The organism is Streptomyces sp. NPDC003011, from assembly GCF_053591515.1.
Genome location: NZ_JBSFTY010000097.1, coordinates 1 through 15,352, shown reverse-complemented (window position 1 = coordinate 15,352; position 15,352 = coordinate 1). Strand labels below are relative to the sequence as shown.

Annotated in this window: 13 protein-coding genes; 9 read left to right on the top strand and 4 right to left on the bottom strand. The window is 72.6% G+C overall.

Features of this window, described 5'->3' with window-relative positions; genetic code table 11:
• Window positions 1-225: 225 nt before the first annotated feature.
• The 3 genes from ACWD0J_RS34880 to ACWD0J_RS34870 all read left to right on the top strand — a co-directional run bounded on the left by ACWD0J_RS34880 (window position 226) and on the right by ACWD0J_RS34870 (window position 3,928).
• The gene (locus ACWD0J_RS34880; protein ID WP_451499884.1) at window positions 226-1,668 is read left to right on the top strand and encodes a GuaB1 family IMP dehydrogenase-related protein; all 1,443 of its coding nucleotides are present in this window, start codon (window positions 226-228) and stop codon (window positions 1,666-1,668) included.
• 330 nt (window positions 1,669-1,998) lie between these two features.
• Entirely contained in the window at window positions 1,999-3,465 is a 1,467-nt protein-coding gene (locus ACWD0J_RS34875) for an amino acid permease (protein ID WP_451499869.1), read from the top strand.
• Between the two features lie 10 nt (window positions 3,466-3,475).
• Window positions 3,476-3,928: an Lrp/AsnC family transcriptional regulator gene (locus tag ACWD0J_RS34870; RefSeq protein WP_451499868.1), complete on the top strand. Its 453-nt coding sequence runs from the start codon at window positions 3,476-3,478 to the stop codon at window positions 3,926-3,928.
• Window positions 3,929-4,046: 118 nt separating this feature from the next.
• On the opposite strand, the gene ACWD0J_RS34865 is transcribed toward ACWD0J_RS34870, so the two are convergent.
• Window positions 4,047-4,493, bottom strand: coding sequence for a hypothetical protein (locus ACWD0J_RS34865; protein ID WP_451499867.1), 447 nt, complete (start codon window positions 4,491-4,493; stop codon window positions 4,047-4,049).
• Window positions 4,494-4,685: 192 nt separating this feature from the next.
• Between ACWD0J_RS34865 and ACWD0J_RS34860 the strand changes: the two genes are divergently transcribed.
• The 3 genes from ACWD0J_RS34860 (at window position 4,686) to ACWD0J_RS34850 (ending at window position 8,653) form a co-directional block, all read left to right on the top strand.
• A complete protein-coding gene (locus ACWD0J_RS34860) occupies window positions 4,686-5,882 on the top strand; it encodes an MFS transporter (RefSeq protein ID WP_451499866.1) in 1,197 nt (398 codons plus the stop codon).
• 192 nt (window positions 5,883-6,074) lie between these two features.
• Window positions 6,075-6,863 carry a carbon-nitrogen hydrolase family protein gene (locus tag ACWD0J_RS34855; protein WP_451499865.1) on the top strand — a complete coding sequence of 263 codons (789 nt, stop codon included), beginning with the start codon at window positions 6,075-6,077 and terminating at the stop codon, window positions 6,861-6,863.
• A gap of 77 nt (window positions 6,864-6,940) precedes the next feature.
• On the top strand, window positions 6,941-8,653 hold the full coding sequence (locus tag ACWD0J_RS34850) for a flavin monoamine oxidase family protein (RefSeq protein ID WP_451499864.1): 1,713 nt from the start codon (window positions 6,941-6,943) through the stop codon (window positions 8,651-8,653).
• 60 nt (window positions 8,654-8,713) lie between these two features.
• Here the strand turns inward: ACWD0J_RS34850 and ACWD0J_RS34845 are convergent, their stop codons facing one another.
• Window positions 8,714-9,418, bottom strand: coding sequence for a DUF5995 family protein (locus ACWD0J_RS34845; protein ID WP_451499863.1), 705 nt, complete (start codon window positions 9,416-9,418; stop codon window positions 8,714-8,716).
• 175 nt (window positions 9,419-9,593) lie between these two features.
• On the opposite strand from ACWD0J_RS34845, the gene ACWD0J_RS34840 reads away from it, so the two are divergent.
• Window positions 9,594-10,733 (top strand): glycoside hydrolase family 6 protein, encoded by a 1,140-nt coding sequence (locus ACWD0J_RS34840; RefSeq protein WP_451499883.1) that lies wholly within the window; start codon window positions 9,594-9,596, stop codon window positions 10,731-10,733.
• Here ACWD0J_RS34840 and ACWD0J_RS34835 read toward each other — a convergent pair.
• Entirely contained in the window at window positions 10,715-12,106 is a 1,392-nt protein-coding gene (locus ACWD0J_RS34835) for a uracil-xanthine permease family protein (RefSeq protein ID WP_451499862.1), read from the bottom strand. The two genes, ACWD0J_RS34840 and ACWD0J_RS34835, sit on opposite strands and share 19 nt — an antisense overlap.
• 137 nt (window positions 12,107-12,243) lie before the next feature.
• Here ACWD0J_RS34835 and ACWD0J_RS34830 point away from each other — a divergent pair, with 137 nt between their 5' ends.
• Complete coding sequence (locus ACWD0J_RS34830; protein ID WP_451499861.1) at window positions 12,244-12,702, top strand: acyl-CoA thioesterase; 459 nt, start codon at window positions 12,244-12,246, stop codon at window positions 12,700-12,702.
• Here the strand turns inward: ACWD0J_RS34830 and ACWD0J_RS34825 are convergent.
• Window positions 12,662-13,873, bottom strand: coding sequence for an MFS transporter (locus tag ACWD0J_RS34825; RefSeq protein ID WP_451499860.1), 1,212 nt, complete (start codon window positions 13,871-13,873; stop codon window positions 12,662-12,664). The two genes, ACWD0J_RS34830 and ACWD0J_RS34825, sit on opposite strands and share 41 nt — an antisense overlap.
• Before the next feature lie 125 nt (window positions 13,874-13,998).
• Here ACWD0J_RS34825 and ACWD0J_RS34820 point away from each other — a divergent pair, with 125 nt between their 5' ends.
• Window positions 13,999-15,261 (top strand): ROK family transcriptional regulator, encoded by a 1,263-nt coding sequence (locus ACWD0J_RS34820; protein WP_451499859.1) that lies wholly within the window; start codon window positions 13,999-14,001, stop codon window positions 15,259-15,261.
• Window positions 15,262-15,352: the final 91 nt, after the last annotated feature.

The following is a 15,352-nucleotide window of genomic DNA, read 5'->3' as shown; positions in this document are numbered from 1 at the left end:
CCCGGTGCGGGGCGTGTGGCGTGGTGCCGGGAGTGGTGCGAAGCGCGGGGCGTGTGGCGCGGTCCTCTCCCGGACGCTTGGAGGATCCTCCCAACACCCCTCCGACCAGCCTGGATGATGTGACCGGGCAGTGCATTCCGGCCGCCATGGGACAATGAAGTACGTGCTCTTCCCCCTGGCTGACCTGTCCGGGGGCCACCTCTGATCGACTGGGATGTGCAGCACGTGCGTTTCCTCAACGACATCAAGCCTCCGTACGACCTGACGTACGACGACGTGTTCATGGTCCCGAGCCGCAGCGCGGTCGGCTCGCGGCAGGGCGTGGACCTCAGCTCCCCGGACGGCACGGGCACCACGATCCCGCTGGTCGTCGCCAACATGACCGCCATCGCGGGGCGCCGGATGGCGGAGACCGTGGCCCGGCGCGGTGGGCTCGTCGTCATCCCGCAGGACATCCCGATCGAGGTCGTCACCGAGGTCGTCACCTGGGTGAAGAGCCGTCACCACGTCCTGGACACGCCGATCATGCTGGCCCCGCACCAGACCGTCGCCGACGCGCTGTCGCTGCTGCCCAAGCGCGCGCACAACGCCGGTGTGGTCGTCGACGGGGAGGGCCGGCCGGTCGGTGTCGTCACCGACTCCGACCTCACCGGTGTCGACCGCTTCACCCAGCTCGAAGTGGTCATGTCCAAGGACCTGCTGCTGCTCGACGCGGACATCGACCCGCGTGAGGCCTTCAACCGGCTGGACCACGCCAACCGCCGCTACGCGCCCGCCGTCGGCAAGGACGGCCGCCTCGCCGGCATCCTCACCCGCAAGGGCGCCCTGCGCGCCACGCTGTACACGCCCGCCACGGACGCGCGGGGACGGCTGCGGATCGCCGCCGCCGTCGGGATCAACGGCGACGCCCCGGCCAAGGCCAAGCAACTGCTGGACGCGGGTGTCGACACACTCGTCATCGACACGGCGCACGGCCACCAGGAGTCGATGATCAGCACGGTCCGGCTGGTGCGCGGCCTCGACCCGCAGGTGCCGATCGTCGCGGGCAACATCGTCGCCGCGGAGGGGGTGCGCGACCTCGTCGAGGCCGGTGCCGACATCGTCAAGGTCGGCGTGGGGCCCGGTGCCATGTGCACCACCCGCATGATGACCGGCGTCGGCCGGCCGCAGTTCTCGGCGGTCCTGGAGTGCGCGGCCGAGGCGAAGAAGTACGGCAAGCACGTGTGGGCCGACGGGGGCGTCCGCCACCCGCGCGATGTCGCCATGGCGCTCGCGGCCGGCGCGTCCAACGTGATGGTCGGATCCTGGTTCGCGGGCACCTACGAGTCCCCGGGCGACCTCCAGCACGACGCGAGCGGGCGCCCCTACAAGGAGTCGTTCGGCATGGCCTCCGCGCGGGCCGTGGCCAACCGCACGTCGGACGAGTCGGCCTACGACCGGGCCCGCAAGGCGCTGTTCGAGGAGGGCATCTCCACCTCCCGGATGTTCCTCGACCCGGCCCGCCCGGGTGTCGAGGACCTGATCGACTCGATCATCGCGGGCGTCCGCTCCTCCTGCACCTACGCCGGCGCCGGCTCCCTGGAGGAGTTCGCCGAGAAGGCCGTCGTCGGCATCCAGAGCGCCGCCGGCTACGCGGAGGGCAAGCCGCTGCACGCCAGCTGGAGCTGACCCGCTCCCGGGGCCCGCACGGTCGCCGGCATCCGGAACAGCGCTGATCAGGGCGCTGCTGCCGGGCCCTGCCAGGATGCCGGGCGACCGGCCGGCCACGGCCTCGCGCAACGGTCGAAAGCCCCCGCGCAACGAACATCCGTCCACCCCCGACGAACGCAACGATCTTGCGGAGACGCGCAAGGTTGCTGCATTACACCGGCAACGCCATCCCCCATAGGGTCATCCCCTGTACATGGCGTGGCGGGGACCCCGCTCGGTGGGTTCCTGCCCTCGCAGGAGTGCCGCCGGTCCCCGTCGCCCCGAAGGCAGCGACAAAGGAGTCAGCGCGTGCTCGACCAAGGCGCACCCCCGCAACAGCACAGCCGGACGGCCCCCTCGTCCCCAGGGCTCGGTGCGCGTCTCATGCGTCGCAAGCCGGTGGAAGACCTGGTCGCGGAGGGCGGCCAGGGCGAGGGAGGCAGCCTGCGCCGCTCCCTCGGGCTCTGGCAGCTGACCATGATCAGCATCGGTGCCACCCTCGGCACCGGCATCTTCGTCGTCCTCGGCGAGGCCGTCCCCAAGGCGGGACCGGCCGTCACCCTGTCCTTCGTGATCGCGGGTCTCACCGCGCTCTTCTCGGCCCTGTCCTACGCCGAACTGGCGGGCACCATCCCGGTCGCTGGGTCGTCGTACTCGTACGCGTACGCAACGATGGGCGAATTGATCGCCTGGGTGTGCGGCTGGTGCCTGGTCCTGGAGTACGGCGTCTCGGTCGCCGCCGTCGCCGTCGGCTGGGGCGAGTACCTGAACGAGCTGCTCGACGGGACGATCGGCGTCACCCTCCCCGACGCGCTGTCCGCCCCGCCCGGCGACGGCGGCGTCTTCAACCTGCCGGCGCTGATCGTCGTCCTCCTGGCGATGGCGTTCCTGCTGGGCGGGGCGCGTGAGTCCGCCCGCGCCAACACCGTCATGGTCGTCGTGAAGATCGCCGCGCTGGTGCTGTTCTGCGCGATCGGCGTCCAGGGCTTCCGCTCCGGCAACTACGAGAACTTCATGCCGCTCGGCATGGCCGGCGTCAGCGCGGCCGGGGCGACGCTCTTCTTCTCGTACATCGGCTTCGACGCCGCCTCCACCGCCGGCGAGGAGGCCACGAACGCCCAGCGCGACCTGCCGCGCGCGATCATGCTGTCCCTCGTCATCGTGACGGCCCTGTACGTCCTGGTCGCCGCCGTCGCCGTCGGCGCGAAGCCCTGGCGCGGGTTCACCGACTCCGAGGCCGCGCTCGCCCAGATCATGCGCGAGGTCACCGGCCAGGCCTTCTGGGGCACCCTGCTGGCGTTCTGCGCGGTCATCGCCATCGCGAGCGTCGTCCTGACCGTGCTCTACGGCCAGACCCGCATCCTCTTCGCGATGTCCCGGGACGGCCTGGTGCCCAAGGTGTTCGCCCGCGTCCACCCGAAGACCGGCGCGCCCCGCGCCAACACCCTGATCGTGTCCCTGTTCTGCGGTGTCCTGGCCGCCGCCGTTCCGCTCGGCCAGCTCGCCGACGCCACCAGCATCGGCACGCTGTTCGCCTTCGCTCTGGTCAACGTGGCCGTGGTCGTGCTGCGCCGGACCCGCCCCGACATGCCCCGTACCTTCCGGGTGCCGCTGTCGCCCGTGCTGCCCGCCCTGGGCTTCGCCTTCTGCCTCTGGATGATGGGCAGCCTGTCCGCCGTCACCTGGGTGGTCTTCGGGATCTGGATGGCCGTCGGGCTCGTGTTCTACTTCGTGTACGGCTATCGCCGCTCCCGACTCGCACCATCCGAGAAGTGATCCACTCACCGTGCTGAACGATCTCGACGAACGCATCGTGCACGCCCTCGCCGAGGACGCCCGCCGCTCCTACGCGGACATCGGCCAGCTGGTCGGCCTGTCCGCCCCCGCCGTGAAACGGCGCGTGGACCGCCTGCGGGCCACCGGGGCCATCACCGGATTCACCGTCCGGGTCGACCCGGCGGCCCTCGGCTGGGAGACCGAGGGCTTCGTCGAGATCTACTGCCGCTCCAACACCTCGCCGGAGACCATCCAGCGGGGTCTGGAGCGCTACCAGGAGGTCGTGGCCGCGTCCACCGTCACCGGCGACGCGGACGCGGTCGTCCAGGTCTTCGCCTCCGACATGCGGCACTTCGAACGGGTCCTGGAACGGATCGCGGGCGAGCCGTTCGTGGAGCGGACCAAGTCCGTGCTGGTGCTGTCCCCGCTGCTGCGCCGCTTCTCCTCGGGCTCACCGGCCTGAGCGGTTCCCCCGCACCGGCCTTTAGCGGTTCGCGCGCGCCCGCTGCGGGGCGCGTCGCGCTCGCCGCCCTGACCTGTCTCACTTCGCCCAGGCCGGTCTGACTCCTGCCTGGCCGGTCTCACTCCGCCCGGCCGCGGATCGCCGACAGCAGGCGACGCATGAGCACCGCGTGCCCCGTGCCGATGACGAGCAGCCGGTAGAGGGCACCGAACGGGCCGGGGAACCTCGCCCGGGTCTCGGCCCGCAGCCGGACGCGGCCCGGGCCGGCCTCGTCCAGCCGCAGGACCAGGGCGTACGTGGCGAAGTGATGGCGGCCCACGAGGACCAGCCGCCGGCCCGGGACCGCGGCGGCCACCCGGAAACCGGGCAGCGCCGATCCCTCCGCCAGGGGCCGGGGCCCGGAGGCCGTCCGGTCGGCACAGCCGACCAGACGCGCGTAGCGGACCGCCCGGCCGCTCCCTAAGGAGTGGTCCAGGACGTCACCGACGGCGAGCCAGACGGCGTCGGCCGCCGCCGCGACGACCGTGGTGTGCTCGTCGACGTGCGGCAGTGTGGCGTGCTCCACGTGTCCTCCCCCAGGTGACCGGCCGGCATGCCCCACCGTAGGCGAGGACGGTCAATTCGCTCGTGCCGGACGCCTGACCGCGACTACCATCGCTGTCATGACCTGGCGACATTGATCCACCAGCCGTGCCTCCCGAGGGCCGCCTCGGACGCCCTACCTCCGGCGTCCGATTCGTCCCTGTGGGAAGGCCTCATGACACTCTCACCCACGCGTGTGCCCGCCACCGGTGTCCGGCGGCTCACGGCCACGCTGTACGGCTACGCGTTCCTCGACGACTTCGTCCTGCTCTACCCGGTGTACGCGCTGCTGTTCGCCGACACCGGTCTGTCGGTCTGGCAGATCTCCTCCCTGTTCGCCCTGTGGTCCCTCACCGGTGTCCTGCTGGAGGTGCCGTCCGGCGCCTGGGCCGACGCCGTCTCCCGCCGGCTGCTGCTGTGGCTCGGCCCGCTGCTCACCGCCGTGGGCTTCGCCCTGTGGGTGCTGGTCCCCTCGTACTGGGCCTTCGCGGTCGGCTTCGTCCTGTGGGGCGTGCGCGGAGCGCTCGGCTCCGGTGCGCTGGAGGCCCTGGTGTACGAGGAGCTGGCCCGGCTCGGCGCGGCCGACCGGTACGCCCGGGTGACGGGCCGGGCCCGGGCGGCCGGGCTGCTGGCCGTGATGGCGGCGATGGGGGCCGCCGGACCCGTGTTCGCGCTCGGCGGCTACCCGGCCGTCGGCGCGGCGAGCGTACTGGCCTGTCTGCTCACCGCGCTCACCGCGACCCGGTTCCCCGAGCACCGGACGCCGGGCACCGGGGGCGAGAGCTGGTCCGCGACCCTGCGGGACGGCCTCGCCGTGGCCCGCGGGGACCGGTCGCTGCGCCGGGCGATGCTGCTCGTCCCGGCCGTCGGCGCCGTGTGGGGCGCGCTCGACGAGTACACACCGCTGCTGGTGCGGGGCACCGGCGTACCGGACGAGGCCGTCCCCTATCTGCTCCTGCTGATCTGGACGGGGGCCACGGCCGGGAGCCTGCTGGCCGGCCGGGCCGAACGGCTCGGCAGCGGCGGGCTCGCCCGGCTGCTGGCGGGCGCCGCGCTCGCCCTGGCCGTGGGCGCGGGGGCGCGGACACCGGCCGCACTCGTCCTGGTCGCCCTCGCTTTCGGCGGCTTCCAGCTGGCGACGGTGCTCGCCGACGTCCGGCTCCAGCACCGCATCGAGGACACCGGCCGGGCCACCCTGACCTCGGTCGCGAGCCTGGGCACGGAGCTGGTCACGGTCGCCGTCTACGCGGCGTACGCGGCGGCGGCCGGCGTCGTCCCGCACGGCACCGTCTTCGCGCTGTTCGCCGTGCCGTACCTGCTGACCGCACTGCTGCTGGCGACCGGCGCGCGGGGAGCCCGCACCCGTCGGTGAGCAGCCGTGCGGGAGCGGGCTCGGGGCGCGCAACGAATCGCCGCCGGCCGCACCGGGCGCGCAACGAACAGCGCACCGGCGCGCAACGGCTGCTCCTTGTCGCCCCGAGCCCGTCCCCCGTACCGTCTAGGTGACCCCCACAAACACCTTGTGGCCCCCACGCACGCCTTTTCCGCCCGGTGAGGAACCCGTATGCGCACCGCCCTGCTCCAGAGCTCCGGCCGCCCCGGCTCGGTCGCCGCGAACCTCAAGGTTCTCGACGAGGCCGCGGGCCGGGCCGCCGCCGCGGGCGCCGGGCTGCTGGCCGCGCCGGAGATGTTCCTCACCGGGTACGCCGTCGGCGACGACATCGGCCGCCTCGCCGAGCCCGCCGACGGCGACTCGGCGGACGCGGTCGCCGAACTCGCCACCCGGCACGGCCTGGCCATCGCCTACGGCTACCCCGAGCGGGCCGGCGAGACGGTCTTCAACTCCGCCCAGCTGATCTCCGCCGAGGGCACCCGCCTGGCCAACTACCGCAAGACCCACCTCTTCGGCTGCTTCGAGCGCGACCACTTCACCCCGGGCGAGCAGCCCGTCGTCCAGGCGGAGCTCGACGGGCTGCGGGTCGGCCTGATGATCTGCTACGACGTGGAGTTCCCGGAGAACGTCCGCGCCCACGCCCTGGCCGGCACCGACCTGCTCCTGGTGCCGACCGCGCAGATGCACCCGTTCCAGTTCGTCGCCGAGTCGGTCGTACCGGTGCGCGCCTTCGAGAACCAGATGTACGTCGCCTACGTCAACCGGGTCGGCCAGGAGGGGGAGTTCGAGTTCGTCGGCCTCTCCACCCTCGCCGGACCCGACGGGGTCGCCCGCACCCGGGCCGGCCGCGGCGACGCGCTGCTGCTCGCGGACGTCGACCCGGCCTTCCTCGCCGCCTCCCGCGAGGCCAACCCGTATCTGCGGGACCGGCGCCCCGGCCTCTACCGGGCCCTGGTCTGAAATCCCCTGACGTTCCCCGACGTTCGCCGACGTTCCCTGACGTTCCCCCGAGCTTTTCCGCAAGGAGTCCGTACCCCATGACGTCCACCGTGCCCAACGCCGTCGAGCACGCAGACGAGCAGCAGCCGCCGATCACCATGTTCGGCCCGGACTTCCCGTACGCCTACGACGACTTCCTCGCCCACCCGGCGGGCCTCGGCCAGATACCGGCGACCGAGCACGGCACCGAGGTCGCGGTCATCGGCGGCGGCCTGTCCGGCATCGTGGCCGCGTACGAGCTGATGAAGATGGGCCTCAAGCCCGTCGTCTACGAGGCCGACCGGATCGGAGGCCGGCTGCGGACCGTCGGTTTCGACGGATGCGACCCGTCCCTCACCGCCGAGATGGGCGCGATGCGCTTCCCGCCGTCCTCCACGGCCCTCCAGCACTACATCGACCTGGTGGGCCTGAAGACGCGCCCCTTCCCCAACCCCCTCGCGGAGGCGACCCCCTCGACCGTCGTCGACCTCAAGGGCGAGTCCCACTACGCCGAGACCATCGGCGACCTGCCCCAGGTGTACCGGGACGTCGCCGCCGCCTGGAACGCCTGCCTCGAAGAGGGCGCGGACTTCTCCGACATGAACCGGGCGATGCGCGAACGCGACGTGCCGCGCATCCGGGAGATCTGGTCCAAGCTCGTCGAGAAGCTCGACAACCAGACCTTCTACGGCTTCCTCTGCGACTCCGAGGCCTTCAAGTCCTTCCGGCACCGGGAGATCTTCGGCCAGGTCGGGTTCGGCACGGGCGGCTGGGACACCGACTTCCCGAACTCCATCCTGGAGATCCTCCGCGTCGTCTACACCGAGGCCGACGACCACCACCGCGGCATCGTCGGCGGCTCCCAGCAACTGCCGCTGCGCCTGTGGGAGCGCGAGCCGGAGAAGATCGTCCACTGGCCCTACGGGACCTCCCTCGCGAGCCTGCACCTGAACGGCGAGCCCCGCCCGGCCGTGACCCGGCTGCACCGGACCGCGGGCGGCCGGATCACGGTGACGGACGCGAACGGTGACATCCGTACGTACCAGGCGGTGATCTTCACCGCCCAGTCCTGGATGCTCCTGTCGAAGATCGCCTGCGACGACTCCCTCTTCCCGATCGACCACTGGACGGCGATCGAGCGCACCCACTACATGGAGTCCTCGAAGCTCTTCGTGCCGGTGGACCGGCCGTTCTGGCTGGACAAGGCCGTCGACGACAGGGGAAACCCGACCGGCCGGGACGTCATGTCGATGACGCTCACCGACCGCATGACGCGCGGGACCTACCTGCTCGACGACGGCCCGGACAAGCCCGCCGTCATCTGCCTCTCCTACACCTGGTGCGACGACAGCCTCAAGTGGCTGCCGCTGTCCGCGAACGAGCGGATGGAGGTCATGCTGAAGTCGCTCGGCGAGATCTACCCGAAGGTCGACATCCGGAAGCACATCATCGGCAACCCGGTCACCGTCTCCTGGGAGAACGAGCCGTACTTCATGGGCGCGTTCAAGGCCAACCTGCCCGGCCACTACCGCTACCAGCGGCGCCTGTTCACCCACTTCATGCAGGACCGGCTGCCCGAGCACCAGCGGGGCGTCTTCCTGGCCGGCGACGACATCTCCTGGACGGCCGGCTGGGCCGAGGGCGCCGTCCAGACCGCCCTGAACGCCGTCTGGGGCGTCATGCACCAGTTCGGCGGAACCACCGACCCGACGAACCCGGGCCCGGGCGACGTGTTCGACGAGATCGCGCCCGTCGAACTCCCCGAGGACTGAAGGGTGTTGCAGATGCCCTCTGCACGGCCTTCTGCAACACCCTTCAGGGCCTGCCCCGGCTCACCGGTCCGGTAGCGGCGTCAGCAGCATCCGCCCCGCCAGGCCCACCGCCGTGTCGAGGCGCTCGGTGAACTCCGTGGCGATGTCGGGCAGGACACGCAGCGCCCACAGGGCCCGGGCCGCCGTCCAGGTGGCGTCCCGGGCCCGCTCCAGGCTCCACGAGCCGAGCAGGTGGGTGAGCGGGTCGGCGATCTGGAGGAGGTCGGGGCCCGGCATCAGATCCTCCCGGATGCGCTCCTCCAGCGAGACGAGGAGATCGCCCACGTGGTCGAACTCGTCCTCCAGGTCGACGGGTTCGCAGCCGAGCGTACGACAGGTGTCCACGACGGCGAGCGCGAGGTCGTGGCCGATGTGCGCGTTGATGCCCGCCAGCGCGAACTGCAAGGGACGTACGCCGGGATGGCGGCGCATCTGGAACAGGGGCCGCCAGCAGGCCGGCGGCCGCCGCTCGTCGGCCACCGCCTCGACGGCGTCCAGATAGCGCTCCGCGAACCGCACGTCCAGCGTGATCGCGGCCTGCGCGTCCCCGCACAGCCCGCTGTCGATCCGCCGGTCGACCGCCTCGGTGACCGCGAGGTAGACGCGGTTGAAGACCGCGACGCCGTCCGCCGTCGGCAGCACCGCGTCGAGCGCGCGCATTCGGGAGACGACCGCGTCCACAGGGGTGGTGAAGTGAGGGGTGGTGAATTGTTCGCATTGCACCATGGGGGCAGAGTCGCAGCTTTAGGGTGACCCGGGTACCGGCGGGCCCGACGCTTCCCCAGAACGGGGGAACGCGTGTCCGCCGTGGGGGAGGGGGAGCAGCTCCGTGTCAGGCTTGCGTGCTCAGCGACTGGCCACGCGTCGGGCCGAGCGCCGGCGGACCGCGCGGCGCGGCGCCGTGGTCGCGGCGGCCTCTGTCGTCGTCGCGGTCGCCATCGCGGCCGGGATGGTGTCCGCGCTCGACGACCGGCGCGGCTCCGACAAGGCGCGGCCCGTGGTCACCGCCTCGCCCTCCCTGACGCCCTCGCCCGCCGGACCGACGCCGTCCGCCTCGCGGCGGGCCGGCGCCTTGGCCTCGCCCTCCCCGACGCCGAAGAAGAAGACCGGTCCCACGCCGGCGTCCACCAGGACGGAGAAGGCCGAGAAGCAGGACCGGGAGCTGACCGCCGCCGTGTCCACCCGCCTCTACCGTCATCCCGAGTCCCAGGTGCTCGACTGGGTGCGCGCCCACACCGGCGACCCGCGGCAGGCGCTCATAAAGTCCCGTATCGCCGACCGGCCGGCGGCGGTGTGGTTCGCCGACTTCACGCCGTCGACCATCACCTCCCGGGTCCGCGCGGTCACCTCGGGCGGCGCCGCGCAGGGCCGGGTCCCGGTGGTCGTGGCGTACGCGATCCCGGGCCGTGACTGCGGTGGCGCCTCGCAGGGCGGAGCACCCGGCCTCGACGCCTACGACGACTGGATCGACGCCTTCGCCGCCGGGCTGGGCTCCGGTGAGGTCGTCGTCGTCCTGGAGCCCGACTCGGTCGCCCAGGCCGCGTGCCTCTCCGCGGGCGAACGGTCCCGCCGCTTCGCCTCGCTGGCCCGCGCGGGCCGCGTCCTCAAGGCCGCCAACCCCGACGCGCGGGTCTACTACGACGCCGGCCACTCCGGCTGGAACGCCCCCGCGAGACAGGCGGGCTGGCTGAGGCAGGCGGGTGCCGCCTCGGCCGCCTCCTCCGACGGCGTCTTCAGCAACGTCTCCAACTTCCACCGCACGGCCGACGAGATCGCCTACGACCGTCAGGTCCTCGACGCTCTGGGCGGCCCGGCGAGCCTGGGCGCCGTCATCGACACCAGCCGCAACGGCAACGGGGCCCCGGCCGGCGGCCAGTGGTGCGACCCCTCGGGCCGCAGCATCGGCCGGGCGCCCACGCTGGACACCGGCGAGGCCCGCATCGACGCCTACCTGTGGGTGAAGCTGCCGGGGGAGTCGGACGGCTGCAAGGGCTCGCCCGGCACGTTCTCGCCGTCGTACGCCTACGAGTTGGCGCGCTGAGCCGTCTCGTCGTACGACGAGGTCCCCTCGTCGAGCAGCGGCTGCTGCGTCTTGAGGTGGGCCGGGGCGAACGCCCGCAGCGCGTGGTAGCCGGTGATCACGACCAGCGTGCCCAGCGCGATGCCGCTCAGCGAGAAGGTGTCGGTGAACGTGATCGTTACGTTGCCGACGCCGATGATGATGCCCGCCGCGGCCGGCACCAGGTTGAGCGGATTGCGCAGGTCCACCCCGGCGTTGAGCCAGATCTGGGCGCCGAGCAGGCCGATCATGCCGTACAGGATGACCGTGATTCCGCCGAGGACACCGCCCGGGACCGCGGCCACCACCGCGCCGAACTTGGGGCACAGGCCGAAGAGCAGGGCGAAGCCGGCGGCGGCCCAGTACGCGGCCGTCGAGTAGACGCGGGTCGCGGCCATCACGCCGATGTTCTCGGAGTACGTGGTGGTGGGCGGGCCGCCGACCGCGGTGGACAGCATGGAGCCGATGCCGTCGGCGGAGATCGCCGTGCCGAGCTTGTCGTCCAGCGGATCGCCGGTCATCTCGCCGACCGCCTTGACATGTCCGGCGTTCTCGGCGACCAGCGCGATGACGACCGGCAGCGCGACGAGGATCGCCGACCACTCGAAGGAGGGTCCGTGGAAGGACGGCAGCCCGATCCAGTCGGCCCGGCCCACGGCGGACAGGTCGAGCCGCCAGTGGTCGGTGAGCTTGCCGCTCGCGTCCACCGAGTGGATCCGGCCGAAGATCCGGTCGAGGGCCCAGGAGAGGCCGTAGCCGAGGACCAGACCCAGGAAGATCGCGATCCGGGACCAGAATCCGCGCAGGCAGACCACGGCCAGACCGGTGAACAGCATGACCAGCAGGGCGGTCCACTGGTCCTGCGGCCAGTAGGTGGAGGCGGTGACGGGCGCGAGGTTGAAGCCGATCAGCATCACCACCGCACCCGTGACGACCGGCGGCATCGCCGCGTGGATGATCCGGGCCCCGAACCGCTGCACGGCGACCCCGGCCAGGAACAGCGCGACGCCGACCACGAAGACCGCGCCGGTCACCGTGGCGCTCGTCCCGCCCTGCGCCCGGATGACGGCGGCCACGCCGACGAAGGAGAGTGAGCAGCCGAGGTAGCTGGGCACCCGGCCGCGGGTGGCGAGCAGGAAGATCACGGTCGCGACGCCCGACAGCATGATCGCGAGGTTGGGGTCCAGGCCCATCAGGACGGGTGCGACGAAGGACGCACCGAACATGGCCACCACGTGCTGGGCGCCGAGCCCGACCGTGCGGGGCCAGGAGAGCCGTTCGTCGGGGCGGACCACCGCTCCGGGCGCCGGCGTGCGTCCGTCGCCGTGCAGTTTCCAGCGGACGCCAAGATCCATGGTGCGGTTTCGCTTTCGTCGTGCGGGTGTGCGGGTGGTGCGGGGCGCGGATGCCCGGACCATTCTCACGTAAAGAGGAAGGTGAGCGACCGCTTAGGATAGGCGTTGGTTGCCCCATACACCCAGGAGTCCCGCCCGTGACCGCCGAAGCCCCGACCGCTCCCGTCCTCTCCTACGGCCGGCTGATGCCCGTCACCGTCCACTTCGACGACCTCGACGCGCTCGGCATGCTGCACAACGCCCGCTACCCGCTCCTGGTGGAACGGGCCTGGACCGACCTCTGGCAGGAGCACGGGGTCCGCTTCGACGGCGACTGGGCGAGCGCGGGCGACGCCTGCAACGTGGTCAAGGAGCTGCTGATCGGCTACGAGATTCCGGTCACCCGGGCCGGCGCCTACGCCGTCCACCTGTGGCTGGAGCGCCTCGGCAGGACCGGGCTCACCTACGGCTTCCGGTTCTGCTCGGCGGACGGCGCCACGACGTACGCGCACGGCACCCGGGTACTGGTCCGGCTCGACGCGCGGACCATGCGCCCCGCGCCCTGGAGCGAGGAGTTCAGGGCCGCGGGCCGGGCGCTGCTGAAGTCTCGGGACTGACCTTCGGCCGGTCGCGGTCGGCCGTGCGCAGCACGCCCGCGAACACCACGAGCCCGCACGCCAGCACCGTCACCAGACCGAACGAGACCATCAGGCTGGACACCTCGGCCAGGCCCCCGATGGCGCTCGGCGCCACCAGGCCCGAGGTGTACGTGATGGTCGCGACGCCCGCGATGGCCAGACTGGGGTTCGGTCCGCTGCGGCCCGCCGCAGCGAAGCACAGCGGTACGACGATGGCGATGCCCAGACCCATCAGCGCGAACCCGGCCATGGCGGCGGCCGGATGGTCCGCGACCACGATCAGCAGCCCGCCCAGGACGGCCAGCACCCCGCCCACCCGGACCGTGCGCACCGAGCCGAACCGGTCCACCACCTTGTCGCCGGCGATCCGGGCGATCGCCATGGTGAGCGTGAAGCCGGTGGTGCAGGCCGCCGCCAGCCCCGCCGAGCTGCCCAGCCTCTCCCGCAGGTAGACCGCCGACCAGTCGAGGCTCGCGCCCTCCGCGAACACCGCGCAGAACCCGACCGCGCCGATGAGCAGCGCCGACTTCGGCGGCAGCGCGAACCGGGGCGGAGGCTCCTCGTCCTCGGCGGGCTGCAGGTCCAGCACCCACCGGCACGCGGCCAGGCCCAGCACGGTCAGGACGGCGGCGGCCAGCGCGTGGTGCAGCCGGGCGTCCGATCCCAGGTGCGCGGCGAGCGTGCCCGCCGCTGAGCCGACCAGGGCGCCCGCACTCCACATGCCGTGCAGGCCGGACATGATCGACCGGCCCAGCCGGTTCTCGACCTCCACGCCGAGCGCGTTCATCGCCACGTCCGCCATGCCCGCCGTGGCGCCGTAGACGAACAGGGCCAGGCACAGCGTCAGCAGGTTCGGGGCGAGGGCGGGCAGGATCAGCGACAGCGTCCACAGGGCGATCAGGCCGCGCAGGGCGTTGCGGGCGCCGAAGCGGTGGGTGATGCTGCCCGCGAGCGGCATCGCGACGGAGGCGCCGAGCGCGGGGAAGGCCAGGGCCAGACCCAGCTGTCCCGCGCTGACCGAGGCGTGGTCCTGGATCCACGGCACGCGGGTGGCGAACGAGCCGGTGACGGCGCCGTGCACGGCGAACACGGCGGCCACGGCGTACCGGGCCCGCCGCACCGCACGTCGGTCGTAGAGCACTTCACTCATTCTCCGGCCTCTCCCCGTTCTCCGGTTCTCCCTGCGCGAGGCCGTAAACTATCAGGGAGCCTGCCTGATAGATAGCGGGTTACCGGCGGCCCGCGAGCGCCCCGCCGATCTGGAAGGATCCCGGCATGCCCGCATCCCCGAGCACCGCCCGGGCCATCAACGACCGGCACGCCCTGCGCCTGCTCCAGCGACAAGGCCCGCTGACCGCGGGGCAGTTGAAGCAGCTGACCGGCCTGTCCCGGCCCACCGTCGCCGACCTCGTCGAACGCCTCACCGCCTCCGGCCTGATCGCGGTGGTGGGGGAGTCCGGCGCACAGCGGCGCGGGCCGAACGCGAAGCTGTACGGGCTCGTCGCCGACCGCGCCCATCTGGCGGCCTTGGACGTCCGTACCGAGGGCGTCGCCGTGGTCGTGTCCGACCTGCTCGGGCAGGTGCTCGCCGAGGCGTCCGTGCCGATCGGCGACGACACGGGCACCGGCGGTGCGGTGGAACAGGCGGTCACGCTGGTCGAGCGCGTGGCGAAGGAGGCCGGAGCCGAACGGCTGCACACCGTCGGCATCGGCGCGCCCGGCCTGATCGACCCGGCGAGCGGCGAACTCCGCGACTCCTCGGGTCTGCCCACGTGGCACCGGCGCCTGGTGGCCGCCCTGCAGGAGCGGCTCCCGGACGCCCGGTTCAGCGTGGAGAACGAGACCAACCTCGCGGCGCTGGCGGAACAGCGCGACGGCGCGGCCCGGGACCGGGACACCTTCGTCCTGCTCTGGCTCGGCGTGGGCATCGGCGCGGCGGTGGTCCTCGACGGGGCGCTGCGCCGGGGTGCCTCCGGCGGCGCGGGTGAGATCGGTTTCCTGCCGGTGCCGGGGACGGCGGGGCTGCCGTCGGCGACCGACTGCGGCGGCGGTTTCCACTCGCTGGCGGGCGCGGGCGCGGTGGCGGGCCTCGCGGCGGAGTTCGGCGTGACGGCCACGGCCGCCGCGTCCGAGCCGCACGCGGCGGCGCTCGTGCGGGCGGCGGTGGAACGGGCTGCGGGAGTGGTCGACGGGCCGGCGCTGGGCCGGGTGACGGCCGGGGACGCGGTGGCGCCGTCCCCCGATCCGTCACTCGCGGCCGACCGTTTCCTCGACTCCCTCGCCGACCGGGTCGCCCTCGGCGCGGCCGCTGTGATCTCCGTCCTGGACCCCGGCTGCGTGGTGCTGGCCGGCGAGATCGGCCGCGCGGGCGGCGAGGTCCTGGCCCGGCGCGTCCAGGACCGGCTCGCTCGGCTGTCGCCCCTGCCCACGGAGGTGCGGCCCAGTGTCCTGGGCGGGGGAGCGGTGTTGCGCGGGGCGCTGCTCACGGCGCGGGACCAGGCGCAGGACGACCTGTTCGCCCCTCGGAGGACGGGCTAGGTGTGTTGACCCGTGAGGTTGGGGACGCGGCTGGCGGGTGGTTGGCCGTTCAGCGCGGTGTGTCCGCGGTGGTGATTGTAGGTGTGCAGCC